The organism is Kitasatospora sp. NPDC048722, assembly GCF_040650235.1.
Lineage (GTDB): Bacteria > Actinomycetota > Actinomycetes > Streptomycetales > Streptomycetaceae > Kitasatospora.
Map to the genome: position 1 here is coordinate 1 of NZ_JBEZGX010000018.1, position 15,297 is coordinate 15,297.

Annotated in this window: 15 protein-coding genes; 6 read left to right on the forward strand and 9 right to left on the reverse strand. The window is 73.1% G+C overall.

Features of this window, described 5'->3' with window-relative positions; genetic code table 11:
• Window positions 1-254: 254 nt before the first annotated feature.
• From AB0C76_RS15560 to AB0C76_RS15570, 3 genes are all read right to left on the reverse strand, one after another.
• A complete protein-coding gene (locus AB0C76_RS15560; RefSeq protein ID WP_359964752.1) occupies window positions 255-1,058 on the reverse strand; it encodes a DUF3710 domain-containing protein in 804 nt (267 codons plus the stop codon).
• Between the two features lie 69 nt (window positions 1,059-1,127).
• A complete protein-coding gene (gene dut / locus AB0C76_RS15565) occupies window positions 1,128-1,592 on the reverse strand; it encodes a dUTP diphosphatase (RefSeq protein ID WP_359964754.1) in 465 nt (154 codons plus the stop codon).
• Window positions 1,589-2,128 carry a PaaI family thioesterase gene (locus AB0C76_RS15570; RefSeq protein ID WP_359964935.1) on the reverse strand — a complete coding sequence of 180 codons (540 nt, stop codon included), beginning with the start codon at window positions 2,126-2,128 and terminating at the stop codon, window positions 1,589-1,591. The genes dut and AB0C76_RS15570 overlap by 4 nt, the downstream gene beginning before the upstream one ends.
• A 221-nt stretch (window positions 2,129-2,349) precedes the next feature.
• On the opposite strand from AB0C76_RS15570, the gene AB0C76_RS15575 reads away from it, so the two are divergent.
• Window positions 2,350-2,799 carry a DUF3093 domain-containing protein gene (locus AB0C76_RS15575; RefSeq protein ID WP_359964755.1) on the forward strand — a complete coding sequence of 150 codons (450 nt, stop codon included), beginning with the start codon at window positions 2,350-2,352 and terminating at the stop codon, window positions 2,797-2,799.
• 186 nt (window positions 2,800-2,985) lie between these two features.
• On the opposite strand, the gene AB0C76_RS15580 is transcribed toward AB0C76_RS15575, so the two are convergent.
• From AB0C76_RS15580 to AB0C76_RS15595, 4 genes are all read right to left on the reverse strand, one after another.
• Entirely contained in the window at window positions 2,986-3,285 is a 300-nt protein-coding gene (locus AB0C76_RS15580; protein WP_329924615.1) for a DUF4193 domain-containing protein, read from the reverse strand.
• Between the two features lie 543 nt (window positions 3,286-3,828).
• A complete protein-coding gene (locus tag AB0C76_RS15585) occupies window positions 3,829-4,809 on the reverse strand; it encodes an acyl-ACP desaturase (protein WP_359964757.1) in 981 nt (326 codons plus the stop codon).
• A 254-nt stretch (window positions 4,810-5,063) separates the two neighbouring features.
• On the reverse strand, window positions 5,064-6,383 hold the full coding sequence (locus AB0C76_RS15590) for a HAMP domain-containing sensor histidine kinase (RefSeq protein WP_359964759.1): 1,320 nt from the start codon (window positions 6,381-6,383) through the stop codon (window positions 5,064-5,066).
• Between the two features lie 78 nt (window positions 6,384-6,461).
• Entirely contained in the window at window positions 6,462-7,115 is a 654-nt protein-coding gene (locus AB0C76_RS15595) for a response regulator transcription factor (protein ID WP_097235981.1), read from the reverse strand.
• A gap of 444 nt (window positions 7,116-7,559) precedes the next feature.
• Here AB0C76_RS15595 and AB0C76_RS15600 point away from each other — a divergent pair, with 444 nt between their 5' ends.
• A complete protein-coding gene (locus AB0C76_RS15600; RefSeq protein ID WP_030057688.1) occupies window positions 7,560-7,745 on the forward strand; it encodes a hypothetical protein in 186 nt (61 codons plus the stop codon).
• A gap of 198 nt (window positions 7,746-7,943) precedes the next feature.
• On the opposite strand, the gene AB0C76_RS15605 is transcribed toward AB0C76_RS15600, so the two are convergent.
• Together AB0C76_RS15605 and AB0C76_RS15610 are read right to left on the reverse strand one after the other, a co-directional pair.
• Window positions 7,944-8,762: an inositol monophosphatase family protein gene (locus AB0C76_RS15605; RefSeq protein WP_359964761.1), complete on the reverse strand. Its 819-nt coding sequence runs from the start codon at window positions 8,760-8,762 to the stop codon at window positions 7,944-7,946.
• A 20-nt stretch (window positions 8,763-8,782) separates the two neighbouring features.
• Entirely contained in the window at window positions 8,783-9,925 is a 1,143-nt protein-coding gene (locus AB0C76_RS15610; protein WP_359964763.1) for a ferrochelatase, read from the reverse strand.
• 130 nt (window positions 9,926-10,055) lie between these two features.
• Between AB0C76_RS15610 and AB0C76_RS15615 the strand changes: the two genes are divergently transcribed.
• The 4 genes from AB0C76_RS15615 (at window position 10,056) to sepH (ending at window position 15,227) form a co-directional block, all read left to right on the forward strand.
• Window positions 10,056-11,312 carry an MFS transporter gene (locus AB0C76_RS15615; RefSeq protein ID WP_359964764.1) on the forward strand — a complete coding sequence of 419 codons (1,257 nt, stop codon included), beginning with the start codon at window positions 10,056-10,058 and terminating at the stop codon, window positions 11,310-11,312.
• Between the two features lie 135 nt (window positions 11,313-11,447).
• The gene (locus AB0C76_RS15620; protein ID WP_359964766.1) at window positions 11,448-12,770 is read left to right on the forward strand and encodes a D-arabinono-1,4-lactone oxidase; all 1,323 of its coding nucleotides are present in this window, start codon (window positions 11,448-11,450) and stop codon (window positions 12,768-12,770) included.
• A 126-nt stretch (window positions 12,771-12,896) separates the two neighbouring features.
• Window positions 12,897-13,511, forward strand: a complete 615-nt coding sequence (locus AB0C76_RS15625) for a hypothetical protein (protein WP_359964768.1) — start codon at window positions 12,897-12,899, stop codon at window positions 13,509-13,511.
• A 648-nt stretch (window positions 13,512-14,159) separates the two neighbouring features.
• Entirely contained in the window at window positions 14,160-15,227 is a 1,068-nt protein-coding gene (gene sepH, locus AB0C76_RS15630) for a septation protein SepH (protein ID WP_359964770.1), read from the forward strand.
• The last annotated feature ends 70 nt before the right edge of the window (window positions 15,228-15,297 follow it).

Here is a 15,297-nt window from a genome sequence, read left to right on the forward strand (position 1 = left end):
CTTCGAGCCGCCTTCCAGCGGGCCCTCCGGGCGCTTCGTTCTTTCGTGTTTCCAGCTTATCAGACGTTTTCCGCTCCGTTTTCCGGAGTTTCATTCATCAGATTTGCTTTCCGCTTTCGTTGCCCCGGTCTCCCGCGGCGACTCCGGAACTGTACGGGGCCGGGGGCGCCACATGCAAATCGCCCCCGCCCGGGGTCCGGGAGGGGGCGATCGGCGAACGGCCGGTGAACGGCCGGCGAGGCGTCGAGCCGGGGTCAGCGGACCTCGGTGATCTCCGGACCGCGCGAGAACGGGTCGATGGAGGCGCCGCCGAAGCGGCTCTCGCCCTCGGCGGCGGCAGCGGCTGCCCCGCCGCCGTCGGCCACCATCTGCGCGTCCTCGGGGAGCTTCAGGACGATCGGGTCGCGGGGCGCCATCGGGCTCTCGCCGCGCACGACGACCGTCTGCCGGAAGACCTGCTCCAGGATCCCGGCCATCTCCGGCTGCACCGCCGCCTGGCCGGAGATCACTCCGCGCAGGAACCAGCGCGGCCCGTCGCAGCCGACGAAGCGCACCAGCTGAACGCCCTGGGTGCCGTCCGGCAGCTGCACGGGGACCTGGGCACGGAGGTGCCAGCCCAGCGGGCCCTCCTCCTCCTCGATGAGGCCGCCCTGCGAGGTGATGCCGTTGGCGATCTCCTCCCGGACCTCTCCCCAGATGCCCTCCGACTTCGGGGCCGCGAAGGCCTGGAGCTGGATGGCGCTGTTGCCGAGGACGAGGGTCGCGGCGACGATCGCGTCACCGGCTACCTCGACGCGGAGCTCCATGCCCTCGACACCCGGGACCAACAGGCCCCCGAGGTCGACGCGGCCCTCCTCCGGGTTCTCCAGCTCGGAGTGGTCCCACGGACCGTCCGGCCGCGGGGCCGGCGGCAGGCCGACCCGGTCGGCCGGGTCCAGCTCGGTCACGTTCTCGCTCTCGGCGGAACCTTCGACGTCATCGGCCGTCTCGTCGGCGCTGATGGCGTCGTCGGCGAGCTGCTCGACAGCGTCCTCGCTCTTCTGGCGACGACGGAACACGGTCACTGTCCTTCCCGGTCCAAGACCGATGCGAATACCTGCTCGGCTTCCTGCGAGGCCGCGGGCATGCTAGACCGCGGCGTGGCCACCGGTCGACCCGAACCCGCCCTCGGCGCGTGCCGACCCAGGCAGCTCGGCCACCTCGTGGAAGCGGGCCTTCTCGACCTGCTGGATGACCAGCTGGGCGATCCGGTCCCCTCGGCGGAAGCTGACCCCCTCGCGCGGGTCCAGATTGACGACGATCACCTTGATCTCTCCACGGTACCCGGCATCGACCGTCCCCGGGGCGTTCACGAGCGCAACTCCGCATCGAGCTGCCAGGCCGGAACGGGGGTGGACGAAGGCCGCGTAGCCGTCCGGGAGGGCGATGGCGACACCGGTCGGCAGGACCGCCCGCTCACCGGGCGCCAGCTCGGCGTCGACGGTGGTGCGCAGGTCGGCGCCCGCGTCGCCGGGCTGCGCGTACGCGGGCAGCGGCAGCTCGGGGTCGATGCGCCGGATCAGGACGTCCAGCGGCTGGTTGGTGGTGCTCAAGGGTTCACCTCAAAGGCTCGTGCGCGCTTCATCAGGTCGGGGTCGTCGAGGACCTTCCCGATGTCCTCGGGACGACCGTGCGTGGTGAAGTGTTCCAGCTTCACCTGGATGAAGAGCGCCTGCGCCCGCACCGCGACCGGCCCGTCCGGGCCGCCGATCCGCGCCTCGGCCGCGCCGTAGATCTTGCGGCCGTGCACGCCGGTGACCCACGCGCGCAGGTGCAGCACCGAGTCGACCGGGACGGGGCGCAGGAAGTCGGTCTCCAGCCGGCCCGTGACGGCGGGGACGTGCAGCAGCCAGTTGAGCGTGCCGAGGGTCTCGTCCATGGCCGTGGTGAGCACGCCGCCGTGGGCGAGGCCGGGGCCGCCCTGGTGGACGTCCCGGACGGTGAACTCGGCGGTGACGTCGAGCCCGACGCCTGCGACGGCGTCGATCCGCAGCCCGCCGGGGTGTTGCGGGCCGCAGCCGAAGCAGTGCTCGTAGTGCGAGCCGAGCCGGGTGCCGGGAGCGGGCGCCTCGGGAGCCCGCGGGGGCAGGACGGCGTCCGGCGGCGGGGTGGTCGGGGTCGGCGGCGTCGCGGGCGCCGGCCGGTCGGCGGGGGGCGTGGGGGCAGTCGTACCGGTCACGCTGCCCCACCCTACCGACGCCCTACCGGGCGGTAACGGGGGCGGCGGACGACCGCCGGGCGGCGCGACGGACGCGACGACGGACGGGGGTGCCGTCCGAACCAGGCTGTGAGGGCGCCCACAATGGGGGCATGTACGACGAACGCCTCACCGTGCCCCGCTCCTGGTGGCTGCTCCCGGTCGCGACCGGGCTCGCGCTCGCGTTGATCCTGCTGCGGGTCAGCGGGCTGGGCGCACTGATCGGGCTGGTCGTAGGGATCGCCGTCGGCGCGGTCGCGATCAGCAGTTACGGCTCGGCCCGGATCCGCGTGGTGCAGGGGTCCCTGGTGGCCGGGCCGGCCCGGATCCCGGTGGACGCCCTGGGAGCCGCGCACGCGCTGAGCCCGGCCGAGGCGGTCGCCTGGCGCGGGCCGAAGGCCGACCCGCGGGCCTTCATGCTGCTGCGCAGCTACGTCCCGACGGCGCTGCGGGTCGAGGTGACGGACCCGACCGACCCGACGCCGTACCTCTATCTGTCCACGCGCTCGCCGATGAAGCTGGCGGAGGCGCTGGAGGAGGCCCGCCGGAGCGCACGGGCATAGCGCAGGGCGCGCGCCGGCGGCGCACGCCGGAAGACGAAGAGGGACGGTTCCGCGACTGCGGGACCGTCCCTACGACTTTTTTTGTCCTGCCCGGACCTGCCGTCCGGCTCCGCTGCCCGGAGCCGGAAGGGGCTTCGTGCCGGCCCCGCGCGGACCGCGGGTGCCGGGCCGTGTCCGCCGCGGTGCTCAGGCGCCGCAGTCCCGGCAGATCGGGTTGCCGTTCTTCTCGCTGTAGAGCTGGCTGCGGTGGTGCACGAGGAAGCAGCTCATGCAGGTGAACTCGTCGGCCTGCTTCGGCAGGACGCGAACGGCGAGTTCCTCGTTGGAGAGGTCGGCGCCGGGGAGCTCCATGCCCTCGGCCGCATCGAACTCGTCGACGTCGACAGAGCTTCCGCCCTTGTCGTTCCGCCGAGCCTTGAGCTCCTCGATGCTGTCCTCGTTGACGTCGTCGTCGGTCTTGCGTGGGGTGTCGTAGTCCGTTGCCATTTTTTCGCTCTCCCCCTCCGGGTTGTGCGGTGTGTGCGGTATCTCCAGCGCACGTAACGCATGGGGGGTCGGTCTTGTGCCCGACCCGAGGCGGAGATTTTGCCTTACTTCAAGCCCTGTTACTCAATCGACACTCAGCCCGGGGTCCGTTGGGGTGATCCACCGGGGCGCGGGAGGCCTCACGCTCGGCCATCTCCGGCCCCCTCCGGAGCCCGCCGGACGGCGACTCAGAGTGAGCGCGGACTGTCCGGGCACCCGCAGAATCCCTTGCCCAGCAGGGGCGTCCGTCAACCCACTGCACGCGCATGGGCCGGAAATCCGGTCACGTACGGCGATCGGGGCCCGAATCGTCATGATCACTCTCCGAGTTCGGTCGGCGTCGCGGAGCGACACGGTGTGAGCTTGGTCACGTTCAGAATCTTCCGGGGCAAATCACGGAAAATCCACCCACTCCGAACCCCTGACGGCCCCCGGGAGCACCCGCGCGAGCGTGCGCCGCCCCGGAGGGCGGCGCACCGGCGGACGTCGGCCCCGCAGGGCGTGCTAGGAGGCGCGGCGCGCGGCCCGGCGGGCGAGCAGCGCGGCCTGCCGCTCCTCGAACTTGCGGGCCTGCTCGTCCAGCCCGTCGAGGAAGACGCCGAGCTCGTCCTGGGCCATCAGGCCTTCCGCGCCGAGGCCGTCGATCTCCATCACCCGCAGGTGGCGGAGCACCGGCTGCAGCACGTCGTCGTGGTGGATGCGCAGGTTGTAGACCCCGCCGATGGCGATCTGCGCGGCAGCGCGCTCGAAGCCCGGGATGCCGTGGCCGGGCATCCGGAAGTCCGTCACGACGTCGGCGATGGCCCGCATGGCCTGGTCCGGGGCGATCTCCAGGGCGGCCTTGAGGAGGTTCCGGTAGAAGACCATGTGCAGGTTCTCGTCGTTGGCGATCTTCGCCAGCAGCTGGTCGCACAGCGGGTCGCCGGCGTACTTGCCGGTGTTGCGGTGCGAGATGCGGGTCGCGAGCTCCTGGAAGGCCACGTAGGCCACCGAGTGGAGCATGCTGTGCGCGTTGTCGGACTCGAAGCCCTCGGACATGTGGGACATCCGGGCCCGCTCCAGCTCCACCGGGTCGACGGCCCGGGTGGCGAGCAGGAAGTCGCGGATGGCTATCCCGTGCCGGCCCTCCTCCGCGGTCCAGCGGTGCACCCAGGTGCCCCAGGCGCCCTCGCGGCCGAACATCGTCGCGATCTCGTGGTGGTAGCTCGGGAGGTTGTCCTCGGTGAGCAGGTTGACCACGAGGGAGACCCGGCCGAGCGCCGTCACCTGGGACTGCTCCAGCGACCAGGCCTCGCCGCCGAGCACGCCGTCGAAGTCCCGGCCCTGGCTCCACGGCACGAACTCGTGCGGCATCCACTCCTTGGCCACCGCGAGGTGGCGGTTGAGCTCCTTCTCGACGACCTCTTCGAGGGCCAGGATCAGTCGCGCGTCGGTCCAGGTGCTCGATCCGAGCGAGGTGCTGCGCTGCGCAGGGGCGGTGGTCACGGGGCTTGCTCCTGGGGGACGGCACGCGCGGACGGGCGCGTTGGGCGGGCACGTCGGGGGACGCGCGGAGGGACGCACTTACGGTTCCGTAGGTTACGACACCGTAAGTTGCCCGGGCCGGAAAAGACAAGCCGCCCCCGCCTGGCCTTATGTCGTCTTGACGGGCCTGGCGGGGGCGGCCTGGAACGGTCGCTTGCGGAGGGGCGGGTGGGTGCGGGCGGCGCGACGGGCCCCGCAGCGGCCCGCGGCCGGGGTCAGGGGCCGGGGATGCGCACCCGCATCGTGAGGCCGCCACCGGGGCGCGGAGTGGCCTCGATGGCGCCGCCGTGGGCGCGGACCACCGAGCGCACGATGGACAGGCCGAGCCCGACCCCCTTGTCGCTGCGGGTGCGGTCGGCGCCCTTGATCCGGCGGAACGGTTCGAAGATGTGCTCCAGCTCGTACTGCGGCACCACCGGGCCGGTGTTCGAGACGACCAGCTCGCCGCCGCCCGGCACCTCGGCCGTGGTCAGCTCGACCCAGCCGCCGGCGGTGTTGTAGCGCACCGCGTTCTGCAGCAGGTTCAGCGCGATCCGCTCCAGCAGGACGCCGTTGCCCGAGGCCACGGCCGGAGCGAGCGTCGAGCGCAGCTCGACCTCGCGCTTGTCGGCCTCCGCGCGGGTCTGCTCCAGCGCCCGGGTGGCCACCTCGGACAGGTCGACCGGGCGGCGCTCGGTGAGCTCGTTGTCGCTGCGGGCGAGCAGCAGCAGGCCCTCGACGAGTTGCTCGCTCCGCTCGTTGGTGGCCAGCAGGGTCTTGCCGAGCTGCTGGAGGTCGGGCGAGGCGGCCGGGTCGGAGAGCTGGACCTCCAGCAGGGTCCGGTTGATCGCCAGCGGCGTGCGCAGTTCGTGCGAGGCGTTGGCGACGAAGCGGCGCTGGGAGTCGAACGAGCGGTCCAGCCGGTCGAGCATGCCGTCGAAGGTGTCGGCGAGCTCCTTGAGCTCGTCGTCCGGCCCGTCCAGCTCGATCCGCCGGTGCAGGTCGGAGGAGGCCACGTCACGGGCGGTGCGGGTGATCCGGCCGAGCGGGCGCAGCACCCGGCCGGCCATCGCGTAACCGGCCGCGAAGGCGATCACGGCGAGGCAGACGAGGACGGTGAGGGACTTGCGCAGCAGCGTGTTGAGCGCCTGGTTGGACTGGACGGTCTGGTAGTTGGCCAGCCACCGGTCCAGCGTCGCCTGGTTGGTGATGGTGATGCCGTCCGGCGTGGTGACGTTGATGTTGCCGGTCTGGCTGCTGAGCACGAGGTGCGGCAGCGAGGCGTCCTGGAGGGCCTGGCGGACGAAGTAGTACATCACCAGCAACAGGACGATGCCCGCCATCAGGAACATCCCGCCGTAGAGCAGGGTGAGCCGAATCCGGATGGTGGGGCGGAACGGCAGCCAGGCGAGCATGCCGTCGCCGGGGACGTAGTTCTCGTGCGTCGACTGGTGCAGCCGGGGCGCGCGCGGGGGGTGTGCGGGCTTGGGCGGTACGACGCGCGGGCCGCCGGCGGGCGCGCCGGAGGGCCCGCCGGCCGGGGGCGGGGTGGTCATGATGATCCTCTCGGGGCGTCCGCCGGGGCGGGCGCTGTTCGGTGGGGGGATCCGCCGGGGATCCGGGGCGGACTCCGGTCAGATGCGGTAGCCGGAGCCGGGCACGGTGACGATGACCGGCGGGTCGCCGAGCTTGCGGCGCAGCGTCATGACGGTGACGCGCACGACGTTGGTGAACGGGTCGGTGTGCTCGTCCCAGGCCTTCTCCAGGAGCTGTTCGGCGGAGACGACGGCGCCGCCGGCGCGCATCAGGACCTCCAGGACGGCGAACTCCTTGGGGGCGAGCTGGACGGTGCGTCCGTCGCGGATGACCTCGCGGCGCCCGGGGTCGAGCGAGATGCCGGCGCGCTCCAGGACGGGCGGCAGCGGGACGGTCGCGCGGCGGCCCAGCGCCCTCACCCGGGCCACGAGTTCGCTGAAGGCGAACGGCTTCGGAAGGTAGTCGTCGGCGCCGATCTCCAGGCCCTCGACCCGGTCGCTGATGTCGCCGGAGGCGGTGAGCATGATGACCCTGGTGGCCAGGCCCTGTTCGACCACCTTGCGGCAGACGTCGTCGCCGTGGACGAGCGGCAGGTCCCGGTCGAGCACCACGACGTCGTAGTCGTTGACCGCGATGCGCTGGAGCGCGGCCTCCCCGTCGTACACCACGTCGACGGCCATCGCCTCGCGGCGCAGGCCGGTTGCGACGGCCTCGGCGAGCAGCTGCTCGTCCTCGACGACGAGAACCCGCACGGTCGTTGTCCCTTCTCCAGGCCGGCCCCGGAAGCGGACGCGCGGCTCCGAACGTGCCTCCATCCTGCCTGGTCCTTCGGTAAAGCAGCGATAAGCTGCCTCCCGGGCAGGTTCGCCCGGTTCCCCGCGGGTCACGGTTCGTATCCGGAGCAGTCCGATTGGACTGTGACACGGGCAACTTTCTCGGCCGGGCAGGTTTCCCGGCCGCCGGGGCGGGGAGGACAGCTGCACACCCGCGATCTGGCCCTTGGCCGGTCGCACCCACCCGCCGTGCGTTCATCCGCGCCGGCCCTGGGGCATGGGACGTCACCGGGAGCGGCCGAGGGGCCGTCTCCGCGCCCGACCGGAGCACCAGACCCGTCGGCCCGGGCGCTTCCGTCGACCGGACCACCTCAGGGCGGAGAGCGCACGACCGTGCACGTCCGACACAGTAAGGGGGCCCGTATGGACGCCTTCAAGGCCGGAATCCTGCAGCGCATAGCCAACGCCGAGCAGGACCTGCACCGCGCGATCGAGGCCGGGGACGAGTTCCTCGCCGAGGTGGAGCAGTCCGAGCTGGACGACCTCCGCCGACTCGCCGCCGAGCACGGCGTGGACACCGTGCTCGAGCGCCACCGCACCGCCGCGTGACGCTTCGCAGCACCTGACCCGACGCCGGTCCTCCGGCACCAGCGGCCCTGCGGGGGCCGTGCGAAACTCCAGGCCCTGGCATCCCCCGTATGCCAGGGCTCTTCGTTTGCCCGGCCCGGGAGGGACCCGCGTCCCTGTGGGGCAAAGATTTGCCCCTGGGACACCTCGTGTCCCAGGGGCGAAATCCCGACGACGTACTCAGTCCGCCCAGGCGCGCAGCGCGGCCAGGCGCTCCTGGAGCGGCTCGTACACGCCGGGCGCGGCCGCGACGGTGAGGTCGCCGTCCGGGCCGTGCCCGGGCCGACCGCCGGTCAGGGCACCGGCCTCGGTGGCGATCAGGCAGCCCGCCGCGCGGTCCCACGGGGCCAGGCCGCGCTCGTAGTAGCCGTCCAGGCGCCCGGCGGCGACGTCGCACAGGTCCACCGCGGCGGCGCCGCCCCGGCGGATGTCCCGCACCTCGGGCATCAGGGCCAGCAGTACCTCGGCCTGCCGGACCCGCACCGCCCCGACGTAGTTGAAGCCGGTGCCGATCAGCGCCTGACCCCACGGCGGGGCCGGGCGGGCGGAGATCGGCGCACCGTCGAGGCGGGCGCCGCGGCCGACGACGGCGTGGAACAGCTCACCGCGGGCCGGCGCGTAGACGACGCCGACGACCGCCCGGCCGTCCACCTCCGCGGCCACGCTCACCGCCCACGAGGGCAGTCCGTACAGGTAGTTGACCGTGCCGTCGAGCGGGTCGACGACCCAGCGCACCCCGCTGGTGCCGGGCCGGTCGGCGCCCTCCTCACCGAGGTAGCCGTCCTGCGGGCGGCGCTCGGCGATCAGCTCCACGACGAGCTTCTCGGAGGCGAGGTCCATCTCGGTGACCACGTCGACCGGGCTGCTCTTGGTGCCGGCCACGCCCAGGTCGGCGGGCCGGCCGTCGCGCAGCAGGGCGCCGGCCCGGCGGGCGGCGTCCAGGGCCACGTCGAGCAGGTCGTCGAGCAGCCGGGCGTCGGGCAGGGCGGGGCTGGACACGGGATCTCCTCCGGTACGGGTCAGCGCTCGGCGGCGGCCGGGCGGGGGGCACGCGGGTTGGGGCAGCAGGCCACCGGGCACACGTCGTGGCTGGGCCCGAGCGCCCCGAGGGCACAGCGGGTGACGTCCTCGCCGCGCTCGGTCGCGGCCCGCTCCAGGACCAGCTCGCGCACGGCGGCGGTGAACCGGGGGTCGGCACCGACGGTGGCCGCCCGGGCCACCGGCAGGCCGAGCTCGGCGGCCTTGGCGACGGCCTCGGTGTCGAGGTCGTACTTGACCTCCATGTGGTCGGAGACGAAGCCGATCGGAACCATCACGACGGCCGGCGCGCCGTCGGCGTGCTGGGCCTCCAGGTGGTCGCAGATGTCCGGCTCCAGCCACGGGACGTGCGGAGCGCCGCTGCGGCTCTGGTAGACGAGCTCCCACGGCCGGCCGGCGACGCCGGTGCGCTCGGCGACGGCCTCGACGATCAGCCGCGCGACGTCCAGGTGCTGGGCGACGTACGCGCCGCCCGGCTCGCCGCGGGCCGGGTCGTCCGGGGCGCCGGAGGTCTCGGCCATCGCGTCGGGGATGGAGTGGGTGGTGAACGCCAGCCGGGCGCCGTCCCGCACGTCGGCGGGCAGGTGCTCCAGGGCGGCGACGGCGGCCTCGGCCATCGGGCCGACGAAGCCCGGGTGGTTGTAGAAGTGCCGGAGCTTGTCGACGCGCAGCTCGGGGCCGCCCTCCTCGGCGAGGACGGCGAGCGCGTCGGCGAGGTTCTCGCGGTACTGGCGGCAGCCGGAGTAGCCGGCGTAGGCGCTGGTGGCGAGGACGGCGATCCGGCGGTGACCGTCGGCGGCCATCTCGCGCAGGGTGTCGGTCAGGTAGGGCGCCCAGTTCCGGTTGCCCCAGTAGACCGGCAGGTCCAGGCCGTGGTCGGCGAAGTCCTTGCGCAGCGCGGCCAGCAGCTCGCGGTTCTGTCCGTTGATCGGACTGACCCCGCCGAACATGAAGTAGTGCTTGCCCACCTCCTTCAGCCGTTCCTTCGGGATTCCCCTGCCGCGGGTGACGTTCTCCAGGAACGGCACGACGTCCTCGGGGGCCTCGGGGCCGCCGAAGGAGAGCAGCAGGAGGGCGTCGTAGGGAGCGGCGCCGGAGGGGGAGGGTTTGCGCGCGTCGGACATGGCACCGATCCTGCCATTGAGGGGCCGGGGCCCGTCGGCGGGGCGGCGCGGAGAGCCCGGAAAATACCGTTTGCCAACATACGTAAGCTGTGTTCAACCGCCTTGTTCCTTACCTCCCCGGAGCTTCCGCGTGCTGTCCAGCTACCGCCAGATATTCGCCGCCCCCGGCACGCTGGCCTTCTCCTCCGCCGGGTTCATCGCCCGCCTGCCGATCTCGATGACTGGCATCGGCATCGTGACCATGCTGTCCCAGCAGCGCGGCTCCTTCGGGGTGGCGGGCCTCGTCTCGGCGACCCTGGCGATCGCCGCCGCGGTGCTCGGGCCGGCCGTCTCCTGGCTCGTCGACCGGCACGGCCAGCGCCGCGTCGCGCTGCCCGCCGCCGCGTTCACCATCGCCGCGGCGACCGGACTGCTGCTCTGCGCCCACTTCGACGCCCCGGACTGGACGCTCTTCGTCTTCGCCGTCGGCATGGGCGTCATGCCCAGCGCCGGCGCCATGGTCCGCGCCCGCTGGGCCCACCTCTACCGGGACAAGCCCGCCCGGCTGCACACCGCGTACTCCTTCGAGGCGGTGGTCGACGAGTTCTGCTTCATGGTGGGTCCGATCCTCGCCGTCAGCCTGGCCACCAACGTCTTCCCCGAGTCCGGCGTGCTCGCGGCCGCCCTCGCGCTCACCGTCGGGATCGTCCTGTTCACCGCCCAGCGCCGCACCGAGCCGCCGGTCCACCCCGCCGCCGCCCGCAGCGGCCGCAGCGCGATCCTCAACCCCGGCCTGGTCGTCCTGGTGCTCACCTTCATCGCCACCGGGGCGATCTTCGGCTCGGTCGAGATCGTCACCGTCGCCTTCGCCCGGGCCCAGGACCACGAGGGCCTCGCCGGCACCGTCCTCGCCGTGTGGGCGCTCGGCTCCGGCCTGGCCGGCATGGTCTACGGCGCGCTCAAGCCCACCAGCCCCCTGGCGAATCGTTTCGTCGTCGGCGTCGTGATGATGGCGCTCACCATGATCCCGGTGCTGCTCGTCGCCGAGGCGGTGCAGGGCCTCGGTGGGCTGCTCGCCACCGGTGCCGTCCTGCTGCTCGCCGGCGTCGCCATCTCCCCCACCCTGATCTCCGCGATGGCCCTGGTCGAACGGCTCGTCCCGGCCGCCCAGCTCACCGAGGGCATGGCCTGGACCACCACCGGGCTCGCGCTCGGCGTCGCGCTCGGCTCCTCGGCCGGCGGCTGGGTGGTGGACGCCTCCGGCGCCGCCGCCGGCTACTGGGTGCCGCTGGTCGCCGGCGTGTTCGGCGTCCTGGTCGCCCTCGTCGGCCTGCGCACCCTGCGGGCCGGCCTGCCCGCGGCCGAGCCCGGGGCACCCGCCGTCGAACCCGTAGACCTCGGACGGTGAACTGACTAATCTCCTCCCTACTCGCGGGCCTACCCGCGGGTAGGGGTCCGCGCGGCCCCGTGCACAGGCCCCACCGGCGGCCCCCACCGCCCGGACCCCCGCCGACCCCGTCGGCCACGGAGCAGGAGTCAGCACATGCCCCAGGCCAGTACCGCGACCGCCGTCCGCTGGACCAACTGGGCCGGCAACCAGAGCGCCCGGCCCTCCCGGGCCGCCGCGCCCGGCACCGCGGAGGAACTGGCCAGGGAGATCCGGCGCGCCGCCGAGCAGGGCCGCACCGTCAAGGCCGTCGGCTCCGGGCACTCCTTCACCGCGATCGCCTCCGCCGGCGACGGCGTCCAGATCCGCCCGCACGCGCTCACCGCCGTCCGCGGGATCGACCGCGAGGCCGGCACCGTCACCGTCGAGTCCGGCCTCCCGCTGCACCGGCTCAACCGGCTCCTCGCCGCCGAGGGCCTCTCGCTCACCAACATGGGCGACATCGAGGTCCAGACCGTCGCCGGGGCCACCAGCACCGGCACCCACGGCACCGGTCGCGACTCCGGCTCGCTCGCCGCGCAGATCCGCGCCCTGGAGATCGTCCTCGCCGACGGCACGATCCGCCGCTGCTCCCCCACCGAGAACCCGCGGCTCTTCCAGGGCGCCCGGCTCGGCCTCGGCGCGCTCGGTGTGATCACCGCACTCACCTTCGGCGTCGAGCCGTCCTTCCTGCTCACCGCCCACGAGCAGCCGATGCGCTTCGACGAGGTCCTCGACCGCCTCGACGACCTCACCGCCGTCAACGAGCACTTCGAGTTCTACTGGTTCCCGCACACCGACCGCTGCAGCACCAAGCGCAACAACCGCAGCCAGGGCCCGGCCGCCCCGCTGCCCCGGTTCAAGGGCTGGCTGGAGGACGACTTCCTCTCCAACACCGTGTGGGAGGGCGCCTGCCGGGTCGGCCGCCGCTTCCCCGGCAGCATCCCCGCCATCGCCTCGCTGGCCAGCCGCGCGTGGTCCGACCGCAGCTACACCGACACCTCGCACAAGGTCTTCACCAGCCCGCGCAAGGTCCGCTTCGTCGAGATGGAGTACGCCGTGCCGCGCGCCGCCGTCGCCGACGTGCTGCGCGAGCTGAAGGCGCTCGTCGAACGGTCCGACTGGCGGATCAGCTTCCCGGTGGAGGTCCGCTTCGCCCCCGCCGACGACCTCTGGCTCTCCACCGCGTCCGGCCGCGACAGCGCCTACATCGCCGTCCACCTCTACCGGGGCACCCGCGACCAGGGCTACTTCACCGGCGTCGAACAGCTGATGGCCGCCCACGAGGGCCGCCCCCACTGGGGCAAGCTGCACACCCGCGACGCCGAGTACCTCGCCGGGGTCTACCCGCACTTCGGCGACTTCACCGCCCTGCGCGACGAGGTGGACCCCGGGCGCCTGTTCGCCAACCCGTACCTGCGCCGGGTCCTCGGCGACTAACCCGCCGGGGTCTCCGCGGCGGGCGCCGGGGCAACCGACGCCGGGGCCCGGCTCGGCGCGGGCGGCTGCGGAGTCGACCCACCGGTCGGCTTCCCGCCACCACCCGCCGACGGGGACGCGCCGGAGGTGGGCGTCCCGCTCGGGCTCGGGTCCGGGGTCGTCGTCGGCGTCGGCGTCGGCGTCGGGGAGGGCGACCCGCCCGAGGCCGGCGACCCGCTCGGACTGCCGCTCGGCTCCGGCCGCGGCTTCGACGTCGCCGGGTCCGACGCACCGCCCGACGGCGTCCCGCCCGGCCCGTGCCCGCCACCGAACGGACGGCCCGTCGGATCGCCGACCGGCGGCTTCGGATCCGTGCCCACGCTGCCGCCGAACGACGTGCCGTTGCCCGTCTGCCCGGTCACCGTCGCCGACACCGGCTGCCCGGTGACCATCTCGAACGCCACGATCGGCGTCATCGCCAGCACGAACACCAGCCCGGAAACCGCCGCGTACGTCCGCCACGTCCACCGCCGGCGCGCCCGGACCACCTGCGGCTCGTTCCACTCCGACGAGATCACCGGGGACGCCTCCGGGACACGCTCGTCCACCGGCACCTGGCGCAGCCCGTTCACCGTCTGGTTCGGCCCGCGGTCCACCGCTTCGCGCAACTGCTCGCCGGTGCGCTTGAAGAGGTGCTGGAACACCGCACCGCCCGTGGTGGCCCCGACGCTCACCACCGCCGCGCCCATGATCGTGCCGTAGACCCCGAGTTCGGACGCCAACAAGGCCCCCACCACCGCGGCCAGCGCGCTCGCCACGACCTGAGCGACACTCAGATCGATCCGCCTGCGCTCGTCCTTCCCGCCCTCCTCGACGGGCTCCCGCTCCGGCATCGACATCCCTCGGTCCGTACGACTGTTCCTCGAACAAGTCACTCCATCTTGCCCAAAGAAGGACACAAGGGACGAAAATCCGGTTCTTTCCTCCGTGATTGTGTGAAGATGATCACCGTTCATCCGGCGGCGGCCCGCCGCCCGGGGCGCGCGCTCTTGAGATTCCCGTGAATCGCGGGAGACTTGAGCGGCGAGCCGCCCCTCCGGATGCCACGAATGGAGTACTGTTCGTAAAGCCTGAGCCTTGGGTCGACTTGTCGACTGCCAGTACCACGGCAACTTGACGAAGAGCCACGACACAGGCACGCACGGCGACGCCGGTCCCGGATCGTCGCGAACACTCCGCGTGCGAGGACGGCCGGGACACCCAGGCGCGACGTCGACGGATGACGTGGCAAAAAGGCAACCGTGCCACAGCGGTGTGGACGGGCGTGAGCCCGACACGCCGGGGAACTCAGCAAGGTTGTGGCCAGTCGCGAGTGGGCAGGCCACACTCAGTACGGGAGCAGCGACGCAGGTGACGTCGGCAGGCACCACCCGGGAGGTAACCGTGCCCGAACTGCGGGTTGTGGCCGTCAGCAACGACGGCACACGGCTGGTGCTCAAGGCTGCCGACAGCACGGAGTACACCCTCCCCATCGACGAGCGGCTTCGCGCCGCCATCCGCGGCGACCGCCCGCGCCTCGGCCAGATCGAGATCGAGGTCGAGAGCCACCTCCGCCCCCGGGACATCCAGGCGCGGATACGAGCCGGTGCCTCCGCCGAGGAGGTCGCCCAGGCCGCCGGCATCTCCGTCGACCGGGTCCGCCGCTTCGAGGGCCCCGTCCTCGCCGAACGCGCCTTCATGGCCGAACGCGCCCGCAAGACCGCCATCCGCCGCAACGGCGAGTCCCCCGGCCCGCAGCTCGGCGAGGCCGTCGCCGAACGGCTCGCGCTGCGCGGCGCCGAGAAGGACACCGAGCGCTGGGACTCCTGGCGGCGCGACGACGGCACGTGGGAGGTCATCCTCTCCTACCGCGCCGACGGCGAGGGCCGCAGCGCCTCCTGGACCTACGACCCGCCCCGGCGCCTCGTCACGCCCAACGACGACGAGGCCCGCGCGCTGATCGGCGAGACCGTCGAGCGCGAGGAGGACTCGGTCTTCCCGTTCATCCCGCGGATCGCCCGGCTCCCCCAGGACCGGCCGCCCCGCCCGATGATCGACCGGCCCTCCGCCGACCGCATCATGTCCGCCCGCGAGGCGCGCGAGGCCGCGGCCGAGGGCCGGGACTCGCTCACCAGCCTGCTCGACGTCGTCCCCGCCTTCCGCGGCGACCTCGCCGTCGGGCCCGCCCCGGTCGAACCGGTGCCCGCCGAGGTCGCCGAGGAGACCGAGGAACCGGCCGCCGCCGCGGCACCCGCCGTCGGCGCCGGATCCGCGTACGCCGACATCCTGATGCCGCGCGCCGTCGCCCCGCACCGCGAACGCCTGGTCGGCACCACCGACCGGCAGGCCGAGGCGGACGGCGTCCGGCCCGGCCGCCGGGCCACCGTGCCCAGCTGGGACGAGATCGTCTTCGGCAGCCGGCGCAAGAAGCAGGAATAACCGTCCGAGCGTGAAGGGGCGGGCGGCTTCGGCCGACCGCCCCTTCCGTGCGCCCCGCGGGTGCGGGAGT